Origin of the sequence: Methanolobus vulcani (assembly GCF_900100715.1) — an archaeon.
Classification (GTDB): Archaea; Halobacteriota; Methanosarcinia; order Methanosarcinales; family Methanosarcinaceae; genus Methanolobus; species Methanolobus vulcani.
In genome coordinates, this window is record NZ_FNCA01000010.1 from 31,501 (window position 1) to 51,697 (window position 20,197).

General features: G+C 39.8%; 17 protein-coding genes and 2 tRNA genes. 18 read left to right on the forward strand and 1 reads right to left on the reverse strand.

Annotated elements, in window-relative coordinates; translation table 11 throughout:
- Positions 1 to 9: 9 nt before the first annotated feature.
- The 11 genes from BLP52_RS12300 to BLP52_RS12350 all read left to right on the forward strand — a co-directional run bounded on the left by BLP52_RS12300 (position 10) and on the right by BLP52_RS12350 (position 10,744).
- Complete coding sequence (locus BLP52_RS12300; protein ID WP_091710786.1) at positions 10 to 291, forward strand: DUF357 domain-containing protein; 282 nt, start codon at positions 10 to 12, stop codon at positions 289 to 291.
- A gap of 45 nt (positions 292 to 336) precedes the next feature.
- Positions 337 to 678: a DUF555 domain-containing protein gene (locus BLP52_RS12305; RefSeq protein ID WP_091710787.1), complete on the forward strand. Its 342-nt coding sequence runs from the start codon at positions 337 to 339 to the stop codon at positions 676 to 678.
- Positions 679 to 687: 9 nt separating this feature from the next.
- Positions 688 to 1,587: a carbohydrate kinase family protein gene (locus tag BLP52_RS12310; protein ID WP_091710788.1), complete on the forward strand. Its 900-nt coding sequence runs from the start codon at positions 688 to 690 to the stop codon at positions 1,585 to 1,587.
- Between the two features lie 290 nt (positions 1,588 to 1,877).
- Positions 1,878 to 2,555 carry a hypothetical protein gene (locus BLP52_RS12315; RefSeq protein WP_154717876.1) on the forward strand — a complete coding sequence of 226 codons (678 nt, stop codon included), beginning with the start codon at positions 1,878 to 1,880 and terminating at the stop codon, positions 2,553 to 2,555.
- A gap of 84 nt (positions 2,556 to 2,639) precedes the next feature.
- Positions 2,640 to 4,331, forward strand: coding sequence for a type II/IV secretion system ATPase subunit (locus BLP52_RS12320; protein WP_091710790.1), 1,692 nt, complete (start codon positions 2,640 to 2,642; stop codon positions 4,329 to 4,331).
- A gap of 11 nt (positions 4,332 to 4,342) precedes the next feature.
- Positions 4,343 to 6,289 carry a type II secretion system F family protein gene (locus tag BLP52_RS12325; protein WP_091710791.1) on the forward strand — a complete coding sequence of 649 codons (1,947 nt, stop codon included), beginning with the start codon at positions 4,343 to 4,345 and terminating at the stop codon, positions 6,287 to 6,289.
- A 10-nt stretch (positions 6,290 to 6,299) separates the two neighbouring features.
- Entirely contained in the window at positions 6,300 to 8,243 is a 1,944-nt protein-coding gene (locus BLP52_RS12330; RefSeq protein ID WP_091710792.1) for a LamG-like jellyroll fold domain-containing protein, read from the forward strand.
- The gene (locus BLP52_RS12335) at positions 8,240 to 9,169 is read left to right on the forward strand and encodes a hypothetical protein (protein ID WP_091710793.1); all 930 of its coding nucleotides are present in this window, start codon (positions 8,240 to 8,242) and stop codon (positions 9,167 to 9,169) included. The genes BLP52_RS12330 and BLP52_RS12335 overlap by 4 nt, the downstream gene beginning before the upstream one ends.
- A 96-nt stretch (positions 9,170 to 9,265) precedes the next feature.
- Entirely contained in the window at positions 9,266 to 10,282 is a 1,017-nt protein-coding gene (gene amrS / locus BLP52_RS12340; RefSeq protein ID WP_091710794.1) for an AmmeMemoRadiSam system radical SAM enzyme, read from the forward strand.
- 294 nt (positions 10,283 to 10,576) lie between these two features.
- A tRNA-Asn gene (locus BLP52_RS12345) sits at positions 10,577 to 10,649 on the forward strand.
- A gap of 20 nt (positions 10,650 to 10,669) precedes the next feature.
- Positions 10,670 to 10,744, forward strand: a tRNA-Ile gene (locus BLP52_RS12350).
- A 121-nt stretch (positions 10,745 to 10,865) separates the two neighbouring features.
- Here the strand turns inward: BLP52_RS12350 and BLP52_RS12355 are convergent.
- Positions 10,866 to 12,569, reverse strand: coding sequence for an ATP-binding protein (locus BLP52_RS12355; protein ID WP_091710795.1), 1,704 nt, complete (start codon positions 12,567 to 12,569; stop codon positions 10,866 to 10,868).
- Between the two features lie 648 nt (positions 12,570 to 13,217).
- Between BLP52_RS12355 and BLP52_RS12360 the strand changes: the two genes are divergently transcribed.
- From BLP52_RS12360 to BLP52_RS12390, 7 genes are all read left to right on the forward strand, one after another.
- Entirely contained in the window at positions 13,218 to 13,838 is a 621-nt protein-coding gene (locus BLP52_RS12360; RefSeq protein ID WP_091710796.1) for a flavin reductase family protein, read from the forward strand.
- A gap of 215 nt (positions 13,839 to 14,053) precedes the next feature.
- The gene (locus BLP52_RS12365; RefSeq protein ID WP_091710797.1) at positions 14,054 to 14,695 is read left to right on the forward strand and encodes an FmdE family protein; all 642 of its coding nucleotides are present in this window, start codon (positions 14,054 to 14,056) and stop codon (positions 14,693 to 14,695) included.
- A gap of 2 nt (positions 14,696 to 14,697) precedes the next feature.
- Positions 14,698 to 16,428, forward strand: a complete 1,731-nt coding sequence (locus BLP52_RS12370) for an ABC transporter substrate-binding protein (protein WP_091710798.1) — start codon at positions 14,698 to 14,700, stop codon at positions 16,426 to 16,428.
- Positions 16,429 to 16,458: 30 nt separating this feature from the next.
- Positions 16,459 to 17,454, forward strand: a complete 996-nt coding sequence (locus BLP52_RS12375; protein WP_091710799.1) for an ABC transporter permease — start codon at positions 16,459 to 16,461, stop codon at positions 17,452 to 17,454.
- Positions 17,455 to 17,456: 2 nt separating this feature from the next.
- Entirely contained in the window at positions 17,457 to 18,281 is an 825-nt protein-coding gene (locus tag BLP52_RS12380; protein ID WP_091710800.1) for an ABC transporter permease, read from the forward strand.
- On the forward strand, positions 18,278 to 19,246 hold the full coding sequence (locus tag BLP52_RS12385) for an ABC transporter ATP-binding protein (protein WP_091710801.1): 969 nt from the start codon (positions 18,278 to 18,280) through the stop codon (positions 19,244 to 19,246). Before BLP52_RS12380 ends, BLP52_RS12385 begins: the two co-directional genes overlap by 4 nt.
- 5 nt (positions 19,247 to 19,251) lie before the next feature.
- A complete protein-coding gene (locus BLP52_RS12390; protein WP_091710862.1) occupies positions 19,252 to 20,055 on the forward strand; it encodes an ABC transporter ATP-binding protein in 804 nt (267 codons plus the stop codon).
- Positions 20,056 to 20,197 lie beyond the last annotated feature (142 nt).

Here is a 20,197-nt window from a genome sequence, read left to right on the forward strand (position 1 = left end):
GTGATCGATATGGCTGCTGACCTGAATGAAAAAGTTAAGAGATATGAGCGACTATTAAGGGAAGCTCTGGAAAAGGCTAAAGTTGCCCCGATCCCGCAATCTCATATGTATACAGTGGCCGGAGATTATCGTAATATGGCAAATTCATACTATAATGATGGTCTTCACTTTATTGAAATTGATGACCCTGTCAATGCCCTGGTCTGTTTCAGTTACGGACATGCATGGCTTGACGCAGGAGCAAGACTTGGCCTGTTTGACGTCGATGATGACGTGTTGTTTACGATATGAAATATTAAATTGAAGAAGAAATGAAGTATAAATCGGAGAGATCTAATGTCAAATTATCATGTTACACTTGAAGCCGCCTGGTTGGTTAGAGACGTAAAATCAGCAGATGATGCAATAGGAGTTGCTATTTCTGAAGCAGGAAAGCGCCTAAATCCTAAACTGGATTACGTGGAAGTGGATATAGGAACAACCTTCTGTTCTGCGTGTGAAGAACCATTAAGCAGTGTTTTTATTGTTGCCAACACTGCAATTGTCGGTCTTGTTCTTGAAATGAAGGTATTTGATGCTGAAAGCCCTGAGCATGCATCAAGGATTGCAAAATCCGTCATCGGCCGTGCATTAAGAGATGTTCCTCTTGCCGTTGTCGATGTTCAGGAATTCGAGTAAGGTGTTCACATGGACCGGGCAATCACTGTTGTAGGACATGCAGCTATTGATCTTCTTTTTGATGTAGAGAATATTGCAGTCCACAATGAATCCCATCCTATAATAGATTACAACCAGTACTATGGGGGCGGAGCTGCCAATATTGCAGTTGCAATAGCAATACTTGGCGGAAATGCCCAGCTTATATCCGCTGTTGGAGGTGATTTTGCTTCTTCAGGATATGAGGCTGAATTTGAGAAATACGGTGTTGATCTTTCACTTCTCTACAAATTCCCTGAGCACAAAAGCACAAGAGCTTTCGTGTTCACTGACAGAGAGCACAATCAGAGCACATATTTCCACTGGGGAGCATCCATTAAGCTAAAGGAACTGGAACCACCGGAAGTGGATTTCGTACATCTTGCAACATCAGATTCAACATACAATGCAAGGATTGCTAAAAAGGCAAAGTTCGTTTCATTTGATCCGGGACAGGATCTTATAACATATTCAAGAGAAAACCTTGAGAGCATTCTTGAGAACACCAATATCCTTTTTACGAACAAGCATGAGATTCAGCGCGTCTGTGACATGACCGAAAAGTCCATGGACGATATTCTCAGCATGATCGAGACTGTAGTTGTCACTTATGATGCAAGTGGCAGTAAGATCTACAACAAAGGAACTGAAGTAACGATTCCTGTGGTCGCCGTGAAAGCACTCGACCCAACAGGTGCAGGCGACGCTTATAGAGCCGGATTCCTGCTTGCTTATACACGTGGCTACCCACTGGAAGTATGTGGCAAGATCGGTTCCACAGTTGCTTCTTTCGCTGTTCAGAGCATCGGATGCCAGACCGACCTTCCAACATGGGATGTCATGAAGGCACGTTACGAAGAGAATTTCGGCAAACTTGAACTTCCGGCTTAATTTCAGGATAGTTCTTTTTATTTTCCTTTTTACTCTTTTTTAATCCACATTTATGCTTTTTTATGCAGTCTGTAAATTAAAACATCAATGTTACATATGTAATTTATTCCGGGCATATTTAAATAATTTCAACTTACTATTTACTTCATTGTAGTGTGGAGTGGAGTTAAATAACATCTAAAAATATTCCTTTTTCCTTAATTGCAATTGTATTGGTCATATTTGCAGTTTCAGGACTTTTATACACAAATTTCTCACCTGAAAATAAAATCATCAATGATGCAGATTATATGATAGCTGAAGAAGATGTGCAAGCTAATTGGGACGAATATAAAGCCGTTACTGTGGATGTTGACAGGTTAAGGGAATCATTGGATAGTGGCAATTTTAGTCTCATGCTGCTGGATGAGGATGTAAATATTATGATCTTTAAATCTGACAAAACAGAAGGTTACTACCGTGGATATGCCAATGGGGTGGCTGCCAATGAAGCTGAATTTTACTGTGGAGATAATTTATGCTCTTGCTATGTTGATTTTGGTACACATTTCTATCAGATATCACCTACTGGAGACACGGCTGGTAATGAAACAATATACGTTCTTTACATGACCGATTATGAGAAAGAAAAGCAAAGGCATGACAAGTATCCTATCGATCCGTTGACTTTTGAGATAAGCAATGAGGATAGTCTGGGACATAATATTTCCATTGAGATATTCGATCCTTCAAACTCATTGATATTCAGTGAGAATTATTCCATATCTCCGGATGAGATTATAGTATCTCCAGATATTAGTGAAGTTCTGGGAAGACATCGATATGTTGTGATATTAGATGATGATCACAGATTTGAGGAATTTGCAACCGTAGCCAGAGCTGCAGAACTGGTTTCATCTGAGAAATTATACTTCAATATCGTCAATAATTCGGAATCTCCTATGGACGTGGCTGTTGCAATAGCTTGATCATTTGATAATAAATCCATTCCACAATGATTATAATAATAAATAACAAAGACTTTTTATATACTAGGGATTATATAATAATCGATGATGGAACCCCGGGATCTAATTATTGAGGAAACAATTCCAGTTGAAAACGAAGAAGTCTATAAAAGAGAAAAAGACCCTTCCAGATTATCCACTTTAGTTACTAATATCAAGTCGGGAATCCATTCAATCAGACACCCACGTACCAGGCTTCCTGATTATGATCCTGAATTACATGGACCTTTAGTGGAATTTGAAGTTCCTGATGGCTATCAAGAGGTTGAACGTTACTGGGTAAATGAACCTTATTCATTCATCATTATATTAGAACGAGGAAACATCAATTATTATCATGTGATTGAGCCAAAGCTAACCTTATATGAAAAGGACATTCTTGAAAGGGTATATGATGATCTTCAGGACATTCTCAGTCTTGGAGGTGTCAGCACAGATAGAAACAAAGAAACCGTGCTCATTGAACATGCTCTAACTCTTTTCAACAGGTATCATGCAAGTCTGGAAATATCTTCAGCTTACAAAATATTCTATTATCTGAAACGTAATTTCCTTGGTCATGACCGTATAAACTCACTGATGCTGGATCCTGGTATAGAGGATATCTCATGTGATGGAATAGATATCCCGGTTTTCATGTATCATAACAAGTACCGCAATATCAAAACAAACATTTCTTTTAGCGAAGAGGAACTTAATTCTCTTGTAATAAAGCTCTGCCAGAAAAGTGGTAAGCATATCTCTGTTGGTGAACCAATGGTAGATGCAACCCTTCCTGATGGTTCTCGTCTTCAGGCAACACTTGGAAAAGAGATCACAACAAGAGGCAGCTCTTTTACTATCAGGAAATTCCGTGGCGATCCTATCACACCTATCGATCTTGTAAATTATAATACATGTAACATTGAAATGATGGCATATTTCTGGCTTGCAATGGAAAACGGTGATTGTGCCATATTCGCAGGGGGTACCGCATCAGGAAAAACATCTCTGCTCAATGCAGTTTCGCTATTTGTCCCGCCTTTATCAAAAGTTGTATCTATTGAAGATACGAGAGAACTCACACTTCATCACGATAACTGGATAGCAGGTGTCACACGTAAACCATTGAATGCAAACAGTGCAGGCGAGATATCCATGTATGACCTGTTGCGTTCAGCCCTCAGGCAAAGGCCGGAATACATACTTGTGGGAGAGATCAGGGGAGAAGAAGCCCTCACATTGTTCCAGGCCATATCCACAGGACATGCAACTTATTCCACAATGCACGCAGGTGATGTCCAGACCGTTGTCAACAGGCTTGACAGTCCACCGCTTAATGTTCCTCATGTGATGCTTCAATCACTTGATATCCTGAGTATCCAGATGCAGACATTCGTGAATAATAAAAGGGTTCGCAGAACACAGAGTCTTGTGGAATTTACAGGTATAGATGCCAAGACCGGCTACATAAGAATAAACGAACTCTATCGCTGGGACCCAATTAGTGATACTTTCATTAAGACCGGCGATTCGTACACCCTGAACAAGGTTATGATCGCCAGGGGATGGGACAGGAACAGACTTGCAGATGAACTGGATAATAGAGTCCGCATCCTCACGTATCTTCGCGAGAAGAACATGAGGGATTATGTAAGAATATCTCTTGTAGTGCAGGCTTATGATGCAAATCCTGATAGTGTTATTGAAGCCATGGAAGCAGATACCCTGCAGACAATGATAGAACAGAACATGTAGGAGATTCTGGTATGGATATCATTGACTCAACTGCCCACTTTATATTTGGAAAATATGTGAGGAGAAACATCGATCGATATGAAGACCAGCGTTTGTTGATACGCAAAGCAGGACTGGGTATGCTTGTTGAGCAATATATTGCCCAGACCTATTTCTTTTCCCTTGTCATGGCACTGTTTGCAGGTTTTGTAGGGCTGTTTGCCGGATACTATCTTCTTGGGAACGTAAGGCCATATATGTTAGGTATTGGAACTGGAATTCCATGGATCTGGTCCAATTTCCATTTGTTGCTAAGTATAGGAATGGCTGCTCTTTTTTCTGTGATAGCCTGCTCATTGACATATTACATTTTCATGTCTATACCTGAAGTTCAGGCAAATGTAAGAAGCTCTCTTATAAATCAGTCCCTTCCCCACACAACTGCATATCTTTATGCAATGAGCCACGGCGGTGGAATGAATCTTATTGATATTATGAAATCACTGGCACAGAACTATTACATATATGGTGCTGCAGCAGAAGAAGTTGGTTATATTGTAAAGGATATGGAATACTATGGGACCGATCTTCTTCATGCTTTTGACCGTGCAGGACAGAGAAGTCCTTCCAAGAAATTCAAGGACTTCCTGGATGGAATGACATCCATTGTGAACAGTGGTGGTGATGTAACCTCATATCTCAAGGCTAAGAATGACCAGTATCGTCTCACAGCTACAAAGGAACAGAAAATATTCTTTGAGACTCTTAGTGTACTTGCAGAAGTATACATCTCAGCTTTTGTTGCAGGTCCGCTATTCTTGATAACTATCCTTGTAGTTCTTGGACTTATTAATTCAAGTTCAGCCGGCATTCTTAATCTAATAGTTTATCTGATAATCCCAATTGGAACAGTGATATTCCTTCTTCTGTTAAATTCACTTACAAATGATAATCCCAAGATTCCCGATTTCTATATGGTAGAAAAGAAACTTGATGTTTTTTTCCATGTGGAATTAATGGAGGGTGAACCTGATGAGGAAGTTAAAAGGAAAAAGATGCGCAATTATGCCAGGATCGTAAAGTTCATGGACAAAGTCACTCATCCGCTGGCACTTTTCACAAATAATCCCTCTTATGTCCTATTAGTCACTGTACCTGCTTCACTATTGTACTTGTTCTATACAGTTAATCAATACATAAATATTGCAAATATTCTCTATATCAACAGCTTCAATGTTCTGACATTAAGCATAGTCGATGATCAGATATTTATTGCCCTCATCATTCTGCTTGTGCCTTACATCATATTTGATGAGTTACGGAATTATCGCGTAAACCAGATAGAAGCTCATATTCCGGATTTTCTCAATAATCTTGCAAGTATAAATGAGGCTGGAATTCTTCTTGTTGATGCTATTGTCATGAGTATGCAGCTTAAGATAGGAATCCTCCATTCAGAAGTAAAACGTCTTGTCAATGATATTTCATGGGGAGCAAAACTTGATGATGCATTGAAAAAATTCGAGTTCCGGATACGCACTGAAATGACCAGACGCATCATTAACCTGATAATTAAAGCCAATGAGGCAACCGGTGACATAAAAAGCGTACTTGCAATTGCAGCTCATGATGCTGATATTCAAAGACAGCTTAAAAAAGAACGTAATGCAGAGATGTTTGTTTACGTTTTTATTATCTACATTGCTTTTATGGTCTTCCTGTTCATTGTTTATATACTGGCAGCTTATTTCCTGCCGGCAATGCCCGCATCTACTGAAGGTACTATTTCAGGTTTGAGTCTGTCAAATGCTTTTGACCTTGAAAAATACACTTTGATATTTTTCCATGCTGCTATGATACAGGGTTTCTGTTCAGGTCTGGTAGCAGGAAAAATGGGAGGGGGAACCATTCATTCAGGTTACAAGCATTCCATCATGATGATGTCTATTGCTTACCTGCTGTTTGCATTCTTCATCTGAGGTGAAATACATGGGAGCACAGCTTGATAATGTAAAATCCAAAGTCATGGAAATCTTCCATGATGAAAATGCAGTATCCGAAATAATCGGTGAGGTTCTTTTGACAGCCATAGCCGTGCTTGCATTTTCAGTAATAGCTGTATTCGTGTTCTCATATCTTCATGCAGATAATGTAGTGCATGCAGATGTTGATGGTTGGGTGGATGTCAATTCAGATACTGTCTACCTGAGACATTCAGGCGGTGAGAATATTGACCTCAATAAAGTGAAAATAATTCTCAATCTGAACGGTACACGCAGGGACATGTCCTCATCTCAGCTTAAACAGATAACAGGGGACAATAGCTGGCATCTTGGACAGACAATAGCTATTGATACGGATGTCCTGTGGAATACCACGATCAATGAAAATGATTATGTTGGAATGATACTACTTCAGACCGATTCAAATACCATTATTGAAAGCGGTTCTCTTCTTGGAGAAGAAATAGGAATGGTTTCAGGATCAAATGGAAATGTAACTGGGCAACAATATGCTCCAGTTGCTGATTTTACATATTCACCTTCAAACCCCGGCACATTTGAAACAGTTACCTTCACCGATCGGTCATCTGATGCTGATGGAACTGTTGTTGGCTGGTCATGGAACTTTGGTGACGGAGGAACTTCCATCAGCCAGTATCCTTCATATCATTATTCTTCAGCGGGAACCTATACAATAACTCTTACTGTTACTGATAATGATGGCAAGACAGATGTTACTTCTCAGAATGTGGTTGTAGTGGCTCCTCCAGGTATCTTTGCAAACCAGATAACCCTGAACAAACCATCAAAGGGTGGTGTAATTAAAAATGGAGGATATATCAGTTTTACAAATGATGGTAATTACCGATATGTAGACATAGACAGCATCAGGTATAATTTGAACCAAAACGATGAGGTCAAACTTGAAGTTGTAAATGACCAAACATCAGGTACCATTTCTATGAGTATCACTAATTCCCAGATATCAACATTTGATCTGAATGTTAATCTGTACATAAATGGTGTTTTGCAGGATACAGGCCAGGTTACTAATATCTATGTCCAGCCAATATCAAATTACTATTCAACTTTAAAGTATGAGCTTCCATCTGATTCCAGCCAGACTTATCTTGAAGCAGAAGGTAATACGATCATTAACTGGGAAACCAATAATTCCGCGATTAACATTTCGAATATAGGTTTCTATGGTTCAGGCAACACTCAGGTCAATTTCAATCCTTCAAGCACATATATTAAGTGCAGTGGCTATTACGAGCTTTCATCTCCTGAAGTGTTGGCAACACCATCAGTTATTCCTGTTTCAAGATGGAAGTTCGATGAGAATTCAGGTTCTATTGCTTATGACAGTGTTGATGGTAACGATGCATATATCAACAATGCTCATTGGTCCAGTACAGCAATAAACGGAACCTCTATGAGGTTTGACGGAAATGGTGCCTATCTTGTGGTCTCCGATAATGATTCACTGGATTTCGATCAGAATATGAGTCTGGTTTTCTGGTTGAGGCTTAATACCAACAATGATGTGTGCTTAATTGGAAAGGGAATGGATGAAGTGGATAATTTTGACCTTTTTGCCACAGGTGGAGAACTCTATTTCGAGTGGACAAATGCAGGATATCATTATATACAGACATCAGCTATGAACCTTCAGAAAAATGTCTGGTATCAGATTGGTGTTGTTGTTGATGGAAGCGATGTGAAATTTTACAAAGATGCTACATTTGTCGAATCACTTTCAATGGACGGTTTCCCTCTTGTACCCAATAATCACGATCTTTGGATGGGGAGGCAGAACTATGGCAACAATGACTATTATTTACGCGGTTATCTTGATGAGGTCGAGATATACAATGTAACGCTGAGTGAGTCTGATATGGCTGCTTATTATGCGAGGACGAACCCATGAGTAAAATGGAAAATGATTCTTGTAGGAGCAAGCAAATGGGTGTGAAAGATTTCCTGTCCAGTGAACAAGCAATCTCTGCTGCTGTCTCTGCTGTCCTTCTATTTGGTATAGTGGTATCTGTGATCACACTTGTTTATGTCCAGTACATACCTGAATGGAAAACCTCTGCCGAGCAGTCACATATGGATGATGTCTTTTATGATATGTCAGGAATGAAAAATGAACTGGATATCCTTTCAGGTTATGCCAGGACTGATCCTTACATAAGTCTTTCTGTAAGTGTTCCGATTAAAATGGGTGGAGCTTCATTGCCCATATTCAGCCCGGAAAAATCGAGTGGAAGACTCACTGTGAATGAGGATAATTTTGGAATTAATATTGTGGGAACTACTCCAGGAATAGATTATAATAGTGATTCTCTGCTACTTAACCTTGGAACCGTGAGTTACAAGTCTGACAATAATTATTTTGTCAATCAGAAATATGCTTATGAGGGTGGCTCTCTCATTCTGGCACAGAACAGTTACTCTTTGATGCGTCTTGGTCCCCAGATGGATATCAGAAGGACTGATAATTCCACCAATATTACTGTGGAATTTAATGTAATTGATCTGAATGGTCCAAGAAAAGCTATCAGTAGTAATTCTATAGAGGAGGTTAATTTCAGAACAAATGGTTCTGATTCCCTGTATTGGGATGGTGTCATGTTTACTGATATGACAATGACAATCCAGACCTTATATCCTTCTTCCTGGAAAAGTTATTTTGAAACTTTGGCTGCTGATGCAGGACTTGGCGATACAGAATACTCTGTCAGTTCTAATGACACAGCAGTTGTATTTTTTCTGGCGGGAAGTTCCGGGGAAGATATCAAAATAAATGTTACAAAGACCTTTTTTGATGCAAGGCTGAATCTTTTGTCCTGATGATTTATTTATGATTCCCGATCTTAGGCAACGATTAGTTTTGGAAATACTTAGTTTCATCAATGATGAGATCAAATATTTAAATGGGGATTTTTGATGATAAAGGAAGCTATGCTCTATGAGAAACTTGATGACGATAAGGTCCAGTGCAAACTATGTGCTCACAGGTGCAGGATATCACCTGAGAAACGTGGTTTTTGCGCAGTGAGAGAAAACCGCGAAGGAACTCTTTATACGCTGAATTATAATGTGGTCTCAAGTGAAGCTCTTGATCCTATTGAGAAAAAACCTTTGTATCATTTTTACCCTGGTTCAGTTGTTTATTCTCTTGGGACGATCGGATGCAATTTCAGGTGTAAGCACTGCCAGAACTGGACAATTTCACAGATAAGCATAGATGAGGCAGATGCTATTGAGATTACTCCTGAAATGGCTGTAAGAAGGGCAGTAGCTTCCGGTGCAAGATCAATAGCATGGACTTATAATGAGCCGACAATATGGTTTGAGTACACCTATGATTGTGCCAGGCTTGCAAAGGAAGCGGGACTTGCTACAGTTTATGTTACAAACGGATACATCACTCAGGAAGCTCTGGAAACGATTGCTCCATATCTTGATGCTTTCAGGGTGGATATCAAGGCTTTTACTGAGAATTTCTACAGGGATATTACAAGTGCAAAGCTTGCTCCGGTTCTTGAGTCTGCAAAACTTGCAAAGGAGCTTGGAATGCATGTGGAAGTTGTGAATCTGGTTATTCCAACTCTTAATGATTCTGAGATTGAGATACGTGAAATGTCTAAGTGGATCTTTGAGAACCTGGGCGCAGACACTCCTATCCATTTTACACGTTTCCATCCATACTACAAGTTGCAGGATATTCGCTCCACCCCTCTGGAGACACTTGAGATGGCTTATTCTGTTGCCAGGGAAGAAGGCATGAGATATGTGTACATAGGCAATGTCCCGGGAAATGGTCACGAGCATACTTTCTGTCCAGAATGCGGAGAACTTCTTATAAAACGAGGAACGTTTGGGCTGGACACATACAAACTGACAGGTAAGGGTACTTGCCCACGTTGCGGCACTCCAATCAGTGTTGTGTTGGATGATTAGAGCAGGTTAGGGCATTTTCTCTAATATTATCTTTGTGAAAATAATGTTCCTGTAACTGTATGGTGTTACTGTATATTAATACTATACTGCTCTCGACCCCTTTGTTTCTACTGGAACATATATTTTGTATGATATATAATCATTATCATAATGATGAAGTAAAATTTACGGATAAATATTGAATGAAAATTGGGTCAAAAATGGTTCAAAATAGGACCAAAAAAGCCCTGCAATCAAAAGGTTTAAAAGCAATAAGTGCATTAGAAGGATTCGCGCGTGAGCGCCATGCTGAGAGCCGCAATAACTCAGTTGGTAGAGTGTCTGGCTGTTAACCAGAATGTCACAGGTTCGAGCCCTGTTTGCGGCGCTTCAAACTTTTCTCGTATTGGGCCTGTAGCTTAGCCAGGTTAGAGCGCTCGGCTCATAACCGAGCGGTCACCGGTTCGAATCCGGTTAGGCCCACTTAAAAACATTATATTCTCTCTTAATAATTGTGTTACTCGCTTTTTTCAATTAAATAAAATTACAAAATGAGCATTCTACAGAGTTTACGCAGAGAAGGACCAATTCATATACAAAACGCTTAATATGTAAGTTCATCCAATGGAAGAGAAATTGTGAAAGTACTGCCTTTTCCAACTTCACTTTCTACCTGAAGAGTTCCTCCATGCATCTTTACATATTCTTTTACAAGAGTAAGTCCAAGTCCAGCACCTCCATATTTGCGTGTGGTTGAATCATCTGCCTGTACAAATGGCATGAATATCTTCTTTATATCTTCATCTGTGATGCCAATTCCACTATCTATTACGGATATTTCAAGGCTGTTATCTTTTTTTCTAACAATGATATTAACCCTGCCATCTTCCGGTGTGAACTTAATAGCATTCTCGACCAGATTAAAAATGATGCCTCTGAACTTGTTGAAATCAGCTTTTATAATAGGTATATTTTCTTCGATGCTGCTATCTATTGATATGTTCTTTTTTGAAGATAAGAATTTAGCTCTTTTTTGTACGTCTTCGATAACATTCTTGATAGTAATCAATTCTGGTTTGAATTCCAGACTTCCACATTCGATCTCAGATAGATCAAGTACCTGATTAACAAGATTTAATAGTGATTTTCCACTGTTATATATTATCTGAAGGTATTTCTCCTGTTCTTTATTAAGTTCTCCAGTAGTTCCTTCTATCATAATATCTGAAAAGCCTAATATGGAATTAAGAGGGGTCCTTAATTCATGGTTCATGTTCGATAAAAGATGTGATTTAAATCTGTTTGCATCTTCAGCACTTATTCTTGCAAGCAACATTTGTTTCTCTGCTTGCTTACGCTCAGTGATATCAAAAACGAAACCATCAACTATGAAAGAATCTCCATTTCTTTCATCACTCATCTTTATGTTGATCAGTATCCAAATTTGTTTTCCATCTGCCCTTAAAGCCTCATATTCATAATTTTCTACAAATCCCTGTTCTTTAAGTATGCCCAATATTTCTGTTCGAGACCTTGAGTTGTGATCTATTTTTCCCATATATTCTAAATAATCAATAGTTTCTTCAATAGTATCCAGCCCTAGAATTTTTGTCATTTCAGGATTTATCTGGATTATTGTACCATCTGAATTTATGCGAAACATGCCTACTGGAACATTATTGATAAAATCCTGAAGCATACTCTCTTTTTCTTTTAGAGCATCCTGTGTTATCCTACGGGATAAATGATTCTTCAAAAGATTTCCTAGTAACATTGTTCCAATAGGATATATCAACATCACTGGAAAACTTATATTTTTTAAGACTTCAAATGCAAATGGCCAGGGTAACAATAACATGCAAAAGAGCATGACTATGTGAACAAGAAGACCAAAAACGTAGAAATCAAAAATACCTAAATATTTTTGTAATTTCTCATTGTTTCGCTTCCAAAACAATCCAAGTATCACAGAGGTCAATGTTACGGAAATACCAGCTAGTGTTCCCACACCACCCAGGTAAAGACGATATAGGGCTATGATCAGTGCTCCTGTTATAGCAGGAACAAAGCCAAAAAAGAGACTTACGACAGATAATAGAATAGAGCGTGTATCGAAGAATAATCCAAAGGAAAGTTCCCATGGATTTAGCATCAATGCAATACCTATCAGGCCAATAAGAATGCCAGAAATTATACTTTTCAAATGAGTATTGATCTCCACATTGGAGACAAAAACATCATATAGAACACCTATGGAAAGAAGTAATGCTGCATTATTTATTAGTGCGATTATCATTTCGGAATTCATAATAATCCTTGTTTTGAACAAAATTAAGAATCCAATATTTTTTTATGTATATACATTTTATTATCATTTATTGGATATATTCTATAGTTAGCATGAAGTTTTTAATTTAAATAGTAATATGTTATATTATACATTTTCCGTAAAAACCAAATAACTTTTTCCAGAGTCGAAGATTACTCAATGATTACTCATATTCCAAAAAAATGATAGCCAATACATATGTGGACCTTAATCCTTAGTTAGTATAACATTGGCATAAACAGGTGAAATAACTCATGTTGCAGGGAACTGTTCATTATCCAGATAGTAACTGACGTAATCCACGATTCTTACATCTGCTTTACAATTTGAAAAGCACGATCTACTTCCACAATAGGAGGATTGGCCAATTTTAATGGAAGGTCTTGGTACATGAATTGGCCAATATCAACAGGTCAAACAAAGCAGTTACGCTTGAACTGCCTGATTTGTTATACAGAATATATTTCGGAGAACTTTCTAGTTATTGTTGTAGTAGTGCTTGACATGTCTAGTTGTTAATAGGAATTCTTTGTATATCAATATTACGAATCTCTTAAAAAATAACAACTAATAACTATTTATTAGTTTAAGTTATTACTAACAATCGTAAATCAAATGGTGATACATATGGAATTAAAACCATTCAAAAGAGAATCAGTAATGCCTCTGCCAGTTGCTTTTATCTCTACAAAAAGCACGGATGGGGTAAGGAATATCGCTCCCTATGGCTGCGTTATGCCGGTGCTCAGGCCTCTTGACCTTATATGCATAGCAACAGCAAAAAGAAGGGACACACTTGACAACATCAGGGAGACCGGAGAATTTGTTGTTAACCTTGCAGGCGCAGACTTTGCAGACAAGGTTATACCAACTGCAAAAGCTATTCCTGCAGACCAGGATGAGTTTGAATTTGCAGGTCTTGAGGAAAAAAGCTCAAAAAAGATCAGTGCTCCCGGAATAAAAGGATGTTATGTCTGGATGGAATGTGAACTTTTCAAGCTGTATGAAGAACCCAGCTACATACTTATCATGGGTAAAGTTGTCCATCTGGAAGTTGCAGATGAAGTATATGGTGAAGACGGATTATGCAATGTGGACAAAGCCCGGCCTTTAATGATGATGGGTGCTGATAATGGCATGCATTTCTGCACGGTTGAAGAAATCGGCAAATTTGAGCCTTTTGCTGCAATGTTCCCTGAAGGAAAAGACCCGCTTGCCAAAATGTATAAGGAAAACGATTCTGTTTAATATTTCCTGAAATTGTTTTAGCCATTTACACTTTTTACCTTTCTTTTTATTGGTATTTTAGTAAATTACAATATTACTGATGTCACATTATTTGCTTTATCATATGATGAATTCCATTTGAAGTCCGATTATAGTTGTCATTATAATATTCACGTAGAAACAAATAACACAAAAAGTATTATATGTATTACTACATTTTACAGTCAGTGATTATCATGTCATCAGATTGTTCTACCGAAAATACAACAAGAGAATTTGCTTCTTTTGAAGATGCTGCAAAGTTCCACGGACATGTCTGTCCAGGCCTTACTATTGGTTACATTGCAGCAAAAGCAGGTATTGAGAAACTGGAAACAGAAAGGGATATTGACGAGGAACTTGTAACCATCGTAGAAAACGATGCCTGCGGAGTAGATGCAGTACAGGTACTTACAGGCTGCACAATAGGCAAAGGCAACCTCATCTACAAGGACCATGCCAAACAGGTATTCACATTCATCTGTCGTGAAAGCAAAAAAGCCGTAAGAGTCGCTCTCAAAGCCAGTTTTAATATTGACAGCATCGATCCAAAGGTCAGCGAACTTCGTCCTAAGGTAATGTCAGGCACTGCAACCGAGGAAGAAGTAAAAGAGTTCAGGGAAAGAATGGATGGCATCTCCGTAACAATGCGGAACACTCCTGTTGAAGAGATGTTCGAGGTCAAATTTGTTGATGCAAAGATTCCTGGAAAAGCAAGGATATTCAATTCTCTTCAGTGCGCCAAATGCGGTGAAATGATGGCAGAATCACGGACCAGAGTCCAGAATGGTGAATATATCTGCATCCCATGCTATGAAGAATATAACAGAGGATGGTAAGGATGAAATTGAGTGAACGATCAATTTCTCTTTTCATATCATTACTTCTGGTCAGTACAATATTATTCGTACCTGCATCCGCTTCAAGTGAAGACAGTAGTGAAGAAAGAGTATTTACAGCCAGCTGGGGCACAAGTTCAACAGCTGACTGGGGTTTTCCTTCCCCATTGACATTCTATCCACGTGGTCCCGGATACATCATGACAAGCTATTGTTTTGATGCACTCGTATGGCCTGAAGAATCAGGAGATTTCACGGGTCTTCTAGCGGAGTCATGGGAAAGTTCCGATGACGGCCTTGAATGGACATTCCACCTGAGAGAAGGAGTTACCTGGCATGACGGCGAACCTTTCACAGCAGATGATGTTGTTTTCACAATGGATTACATCAAAGATAAGGCTGCCATAAGTCCGATAGGCTCAAGCTGGTACAATACTGCGGTAATTAAAAGCGTTGAAGCTACTGATGATTATACCGTAGTAATTACCCTGAATTACCAATATGCACCTTTCATACAGCAGGTTGCAGCAGTCATCCCTATCATGCCAAAACACATATGGGAAAATGTAGAAGACCCAAGCAAATACATGGAAGATGAGGCTGCAATAGGTACAGGACCTTTCATTCTTGAAGATTATGATACGGATCAGCAGTCTTACAAATACACAGCAAACAAAGACTACTTCCTTGGCGAACCGATCATAGACACACTCATCTATGTCAAAACATCCGATGCTGTTATTTCCCTGAAAACCGGGGAAATAGATGAATCAGGTCTGACTCTTGATCAGGTCCAGGCACTTGACGAATCTGATAACATGGAAGTTATCAGCGGACCAGGATACTGGGTTTACCGCCTGAGGTTCAATATTCCTTCAAACACAATACTAAATGATACAACAGTTAGGCAGGCAATCTATTATTCACTGAATTGTTCTGATATCGAGAGCAGAGTACTCCACGGTGGTGGAATCGGAGGAAACCCCGGATATGTTCCTCCTTATTCAAGCTGGTATAACCCAGATGTAACTCAGTACGAATATGATATCAATAAAGCCAATCAGATGCTCGATGATGCAGGCTATTCCGAAACTAACAGTGATGGAATAAGATTGGATTCAGAAGGAAATCCACTTGAGTTCCAGCTGTTGTATTCATCTGATCAGCAGAGCCAGAGGATCGCGGAACTTGTCCAGACCTACCTGAAAAAAATAGGTATTGGAATCACTCTTAAACCGGGAGATACCAAGACCGTTGACGGACTTGTCACAGCAGGCAACTTTGATCTGGCAATATACTCACATGGTACATCCACTGACCCTGCCAGAATGCTGAACTCATTCCCGACATCAACCGGATGGAACAATTCAGAGTTCATGGCTCTTGCAGAAGAGCAGATGAGCACAATGGATGAGAACAAGCGCAAGGAACTGGTTGATGAGATGCAGGTCCTTATCGCTGACAACGTGCCAACAATCCCACTCATGTACAGAAACGTTTACAGTGCAAGCAGCAAGGACACAGTAACCGGTTTCTTCTACACGGATGGTGGAGTAGGTGGCGGTGTGCCAACCGAATACAACAAACTTGTTTTCATCTATGGAACCTGGAACGGGGACAGTGATGAAACGACTACAACGAACACAGAGAATTCAGTTGACAGCATAGGAATACTTGAATCAGTTGCAATTCTTGCATGTGCTTTTATCCTGATACTCCACGGGAAACGCTAAACAGGGAAAACGCAAGGGAGATTAAGAACAATGGACAGGAAAAGGTCTGGGCATATAATATCCAGAGGGTTGGAGTATGCCATCACTTTTTTCCTGATCCTTGCAATCAATTTTTTTCTTCCCCGGGTAATGCCCGGCGGACCACTACTCAGTATCACAGGCAGCCAGAGTTCTGATCTTCCTGTGGTCATTGACGAAGAAACAAAATACAAGCTGATGGAATACTATCATCTTAATGACCCTCTTCATATCCAGTTCATACATTACATCTCAGATGCGTTGCATCTTGATTTCGGTTATTCTATTTTCTATAATGTGCCTGTAGTTGACATTCTGGTGGGAAGGCTTCCCTGGACCATACTTCTCATGGGTACTGCTCTTGTATTTTCAACTATTTTCGGGATTATAATTGGTCTTGAATCTGCCTGGAAACGCGGGGAAAAACTGGACCATGCACTACTTGTAATAATGCCATTCTTCAGGTCGATACCTGCATTCTTCCTTGGCGCTATAATGATATTTGTCTTCGGATACAAAACCGGGTGGTTCCCGACGTCAGGTTCAATGACTCCGTATATGAATTATGCAGGATTCATAGATCATGCACTGGATATCATTTCCCATCTTGCACTGCCGATGCTCTGCCTTGCCGCCTTTGAAATGCCGGGTACATACCTGCTTGTGAGAAATATCTGTGTCCAGCAACTCGGAAAACCGTATGTATTGATGGCAGAAGCCAGGGGACTTAAAGAGAGAACAATAAAAAAACATGTGCTTATCAATTCAATTGTTCCCGTGATAAACCAGATAGCAGCGATGCTTGGTTTTATGGTGGCAGGTACAGTATTCATAGAAACCGTATTCTCATATCCGGGAATGGGAATGCTGGTATACAATTCTTTCATAGAACGTGATTATCCGGTACTGCAGGGAGCTTTCATATTCATGTCACTGGTGGTGCTGGCATGTAACTATGTAGCTGACATTGCATGTTCATATATTGATGGAAGAACGGGGCAGGAGTGAAAATGCACGAAAAAACGCTGTTTCAGAGATTGAAAAGTCCGAAAGGTATTACCGGACTTGCCATACTTTGCTTTTTCATTTTTATTGCCGTAGCAGCACCGTTTATAACATCTTATTCACCTGCCGACGTGTCCAGCAGTCCTTTACTTGAACCAGGCAGTGAACATCCTCTTGGCACCGATGATGTTGGAAAAGATATATTTTCCAATCTCGTCTACGGGTCGAGAACTTCGCTGATGGTTGCCCTGCTGGTTTCTTTCGGCGTGCTCATCATTGGTACTCTTGCAGGTGTATTTTCAGGTTATACAGGAGGGAATCTTGACAGGGTCATGATGCGAGGAGTTGATATTTTCCTCATGATACCTGACCTCCCGCTCATTCTTATCCTTGCAGCGTACCTGAGTCCAAGTCTCTGGAATATTATTTTCATTCTTATCTTAATGGGATGGCCGGTTGGCGCAAGAATCACCAGAGCACAGACAAAAACATTAAGAGTATCAGGTCACGTGGACTTTGCCAGGGTCTCAGGTGCAGGTAACTGGTATGTAATCAAAAAACACATTATTCCTGACCTGTATCCGATTATGATTACAACAGTTGTCATGCAATCTATCCGGGCCATACTTTCCGAATCAGGACTTGCATTCCTTGGGCTTGGAGACCCTTCGTATCCAAGCTGGGGAACCATGATAAAATATGCTATTTCGTATCCGCTGGTATTTTTCACGGATGCATGGATGTGGTGGCTAATGCCTGCCGGATTATGCATCACTTTGCTTGTACTCTCTTTTGTGCTTGTGGGACAGGCACTGGAAGGTGATAAATGATGTCATTACTCGATGTTCAGGGATTAACTGTAAATTTCTCAACAAAGGAGGGCATACATTATGTTCTCAAAAATGTGGATTTCAACATAAACAAAGGCGAAATTGTAGGTCTTATCGGTGAGTCCGGTTCTGGAAAATCCACACTTGCCATGACAATTCTGGATATAAATTCCCGCAGTCGGGAGATGTCAGGAAATATTAGCTTCAGTGGAGAGAAAATCGATAATATCAAAAAGGAAAAGATGCGTCAGCTCAGAGGAAAACGCATCGGATTTGTGCCACAGTCTTCCATGAATGCACTTAATCCACTTGTTAAAATAAAGTCACAATTCTTTGAAAGTATTAAAGCCCATACAAATATGTCACGGGAGGAAATGCTTTCTTTAACTACAAGATCACTTGAAATGGTAGGTATCACTCCTTCAAGGATGAATTCATGTCCCTATGAATTCAGTGGAGGACAGCGACAGAGGATAATGATTGCACTTTCAATGCTCCTTTCGCCTGAACTCATAATTGCTGATGAGCCAACTACCGCGCTGGATGCAACGGTACAACTGAAGATAATCGAGTTACTAAAAAATGTGGTACAGCAAAAACAAACTTCCATGCTTGTGATTTCCCATGACCTGCATACGATTTCCAAAATCTGTGATCGGATTTACATCATGTATGCAGGAAGAATCGTTGAAACGGGTACAAGGGACGAAATTCTTAACAATCCTGTTCATCCGTACACCCAAAAACTTCTGGCTTCGAGATTGCCACTGATGTGTGAGCCTGTGCGGGTAAAAGGAATATCAGGCACTCCGCCTTCAACTTTGAAGAAGTATGAAGTCTGCGAGTTCATGGAACGTTGTGACAGGGTTTCAGAAATATGCCGGACAGTCAGGCCTCCTGAGTGTACAGGTAGTATGAAAGTGGCCTGCCATCTGGGGTGTAATTTAGAGTGCCATCCGGAGTGATGATAATGGACGATTTCTGGCTCATAAAAATAGACAACGTCAGTAAGGTGTTCAAAGGTAGAGGCATGTTCAGGAATGAACCTGAGGTTAAGGCTCTTGATAATGTTTCCCTTACTGTTAAAAAAGGTGAGGTGCTTGGAATTATTGGTGAAAGCGGAAGTGGCAAGACTACTCTTGGAAAACTGATACTGGGACTGCTGAAACCGACTTCGGGAAATATATCTTTTGCCGATATCAACAATAATTCTACAGAAAACAGAAAACCTCTTGTCCAGGTGATATTCCAGGACCCTTATGATTCACTGAGCCACATGATGACAGTTGAACAGCTTGTGGCAGAACCCTGTATTATCAATAATGGCAAAAATGTTGACCGGAACAGGATTATTCGTGCTCTTGAATCGGTGGGGCTCACACCTGTTGAAAGTTTCCTTCGTAAATATCCACATACACTGAGCGGGGGGCAGCGTCAGAGGGTTGCGATAGCAAGGGCAATGATTAGCGAACCTGACATGATAATTGCCGATGAGCCTATATCCATGCTGGATGCATCCATTGGAGTTGACATCCTCAACCTGATGCTTGATATGAAGGAAAGGACAGGTATCACTTTCCTGTTTATCACACATGATATTGCAGCGGCGGCGTATATATCAGATAATATTGCTGTCATGAAAGAAGGAAAGATCGTTGAATACGGTTCCAGAAAACAGATCATTTCTGATTGCTGTCATGAGTATACGAAATCACTGCTCTTGTCTGCAACCGGTGCAGGAACAGAAAATGAATATTTCTGTTCTGAATTCTGATTTTGACGGTTTTTTAACCAGTATATCTATTTTCTAGTTATTTCCTTCCGCTTAAGTAAACAAATCTATGGCTCTGTAGAAATCCTACCATTAAAACTTTAAAGTAACTAAACCAGTTTTGTCATGTCAATAAATCTGTTCT

Bases quoted from the DNA above. Each gene is read 5' to 3' on its own strand.
- BLP52_RS12300 (WP_091710786.1), top strand. From the start codon at position 10: ATGGCTGCTGACCTGAATGAAAAAGTTAAGAGATATGAGCGACTATTA.
- BLP52_RS12305 (WP_091710787.1), top strand. From the start codon at position 337: ATGTCAAATTATCATGTTACACTTGAAGCCGCCTGGTTGGTTAGAGAC.
- BLP52_RS12310 (WP_091710788.1), top strand. From the start codon at position 688: ATGGACCGGGCAATCACTGTTGTAGGACATGCAGCTATTGATCTTCTT.
- BLP52_RS12315 (WP_154717876.1), top strand. From the start codon at position 1,878: ATGATAGCTGAAGAAGATGTGCAAGCTAATTGGGACGAATATAAAGCC.
- BLP52_RS12320 (WP_091710790.1), top strand. From the start codon at position 2,640: ATGATGGAACCCCGGGATCTAATTATTGAGGAAACAATTCCAGTTGAA.
- BLP52_RS12325 (WP_091710791.1), top strand. From the start codon at position 4,343: ATGGATATCATTGACTCAACTGCCCACTTTATATTTGGAAAATATGTG.
- BLP52_RS12330 (WP_091710792.1), top strand. From the start codon at position 6,300: ATGGGAGCACAGCTTGATAATGTAAAATCCAAAGTCATGGAAATCTTC.
- BLP52_RS12335 (WP_091710793.1), top strand. From the start codon at position 8,240: ATGAGTAAAATGGAAAATGATTCTTGTAGGAGCAAGCAAATGGGTGTG.
- amrS (WP_091710794.1), top strand. From the start codon at position 9,266: ATGATAAAGGAAGCTATGCTCTATGAGAAACTTGATGACGATAAGGTC.
- BLP52_RS12355 (WP_091710795.1), bottom strand. From the start codon at position 12,569: ATGAATTCCGAAATGATAATCGCACTAATAAATAATGCAGCATTACTT.
- BLP52_RS12360 (WP_091710796.1), top strand. From the start codon at position 13,218: ATGGAATTAAAACCATTCAAAAGAGAATCAGTAATGCCTCTGCCAGTT.
- BLP52_RS12365 (WP_091710797.1), top strand. From the start codon at position 14,054: ATGTCATCAGATTGTTCTACCGAAAATACAACAAGAGAATTTGCTTCT.
- BLP52_RS12370 (WP_091710798.1), top strand. From the start codon at position 14,698: ATGAAATTGAGTGAACGATCAATTTCTCTTTTCATATCATTACTTCTG.
- BLP52_RS12375 (WP_091710799.1), top strand. From the start codon at position 16,459: ATGGACAGGAAAAGGTCTGGGCATATAATATCCAGAGGGTTGGAGTAT.
- BLP52_RS12380 (WP_091710800.1), top strand. From the start codon at position 17,457: ATGCACGAAAAAACGCTGTTTCAGAGATTGAAAAGTCCGAAAGGTATT.
- BLP52_RS12385 (WP_091710801.1), top strand. From the start codon at position 18,278: ATGATGTCATTACTCGATGTTCAGGGATTAACTGTAAATTTCTCAACA.
- BLP52_RS12390 (WP_091710862.1), top strand. From the start codon at position 19,252: ATGGACGATTTCTGGCTCATAAAAATAGACAACGTCAGTAAGGTGTTC.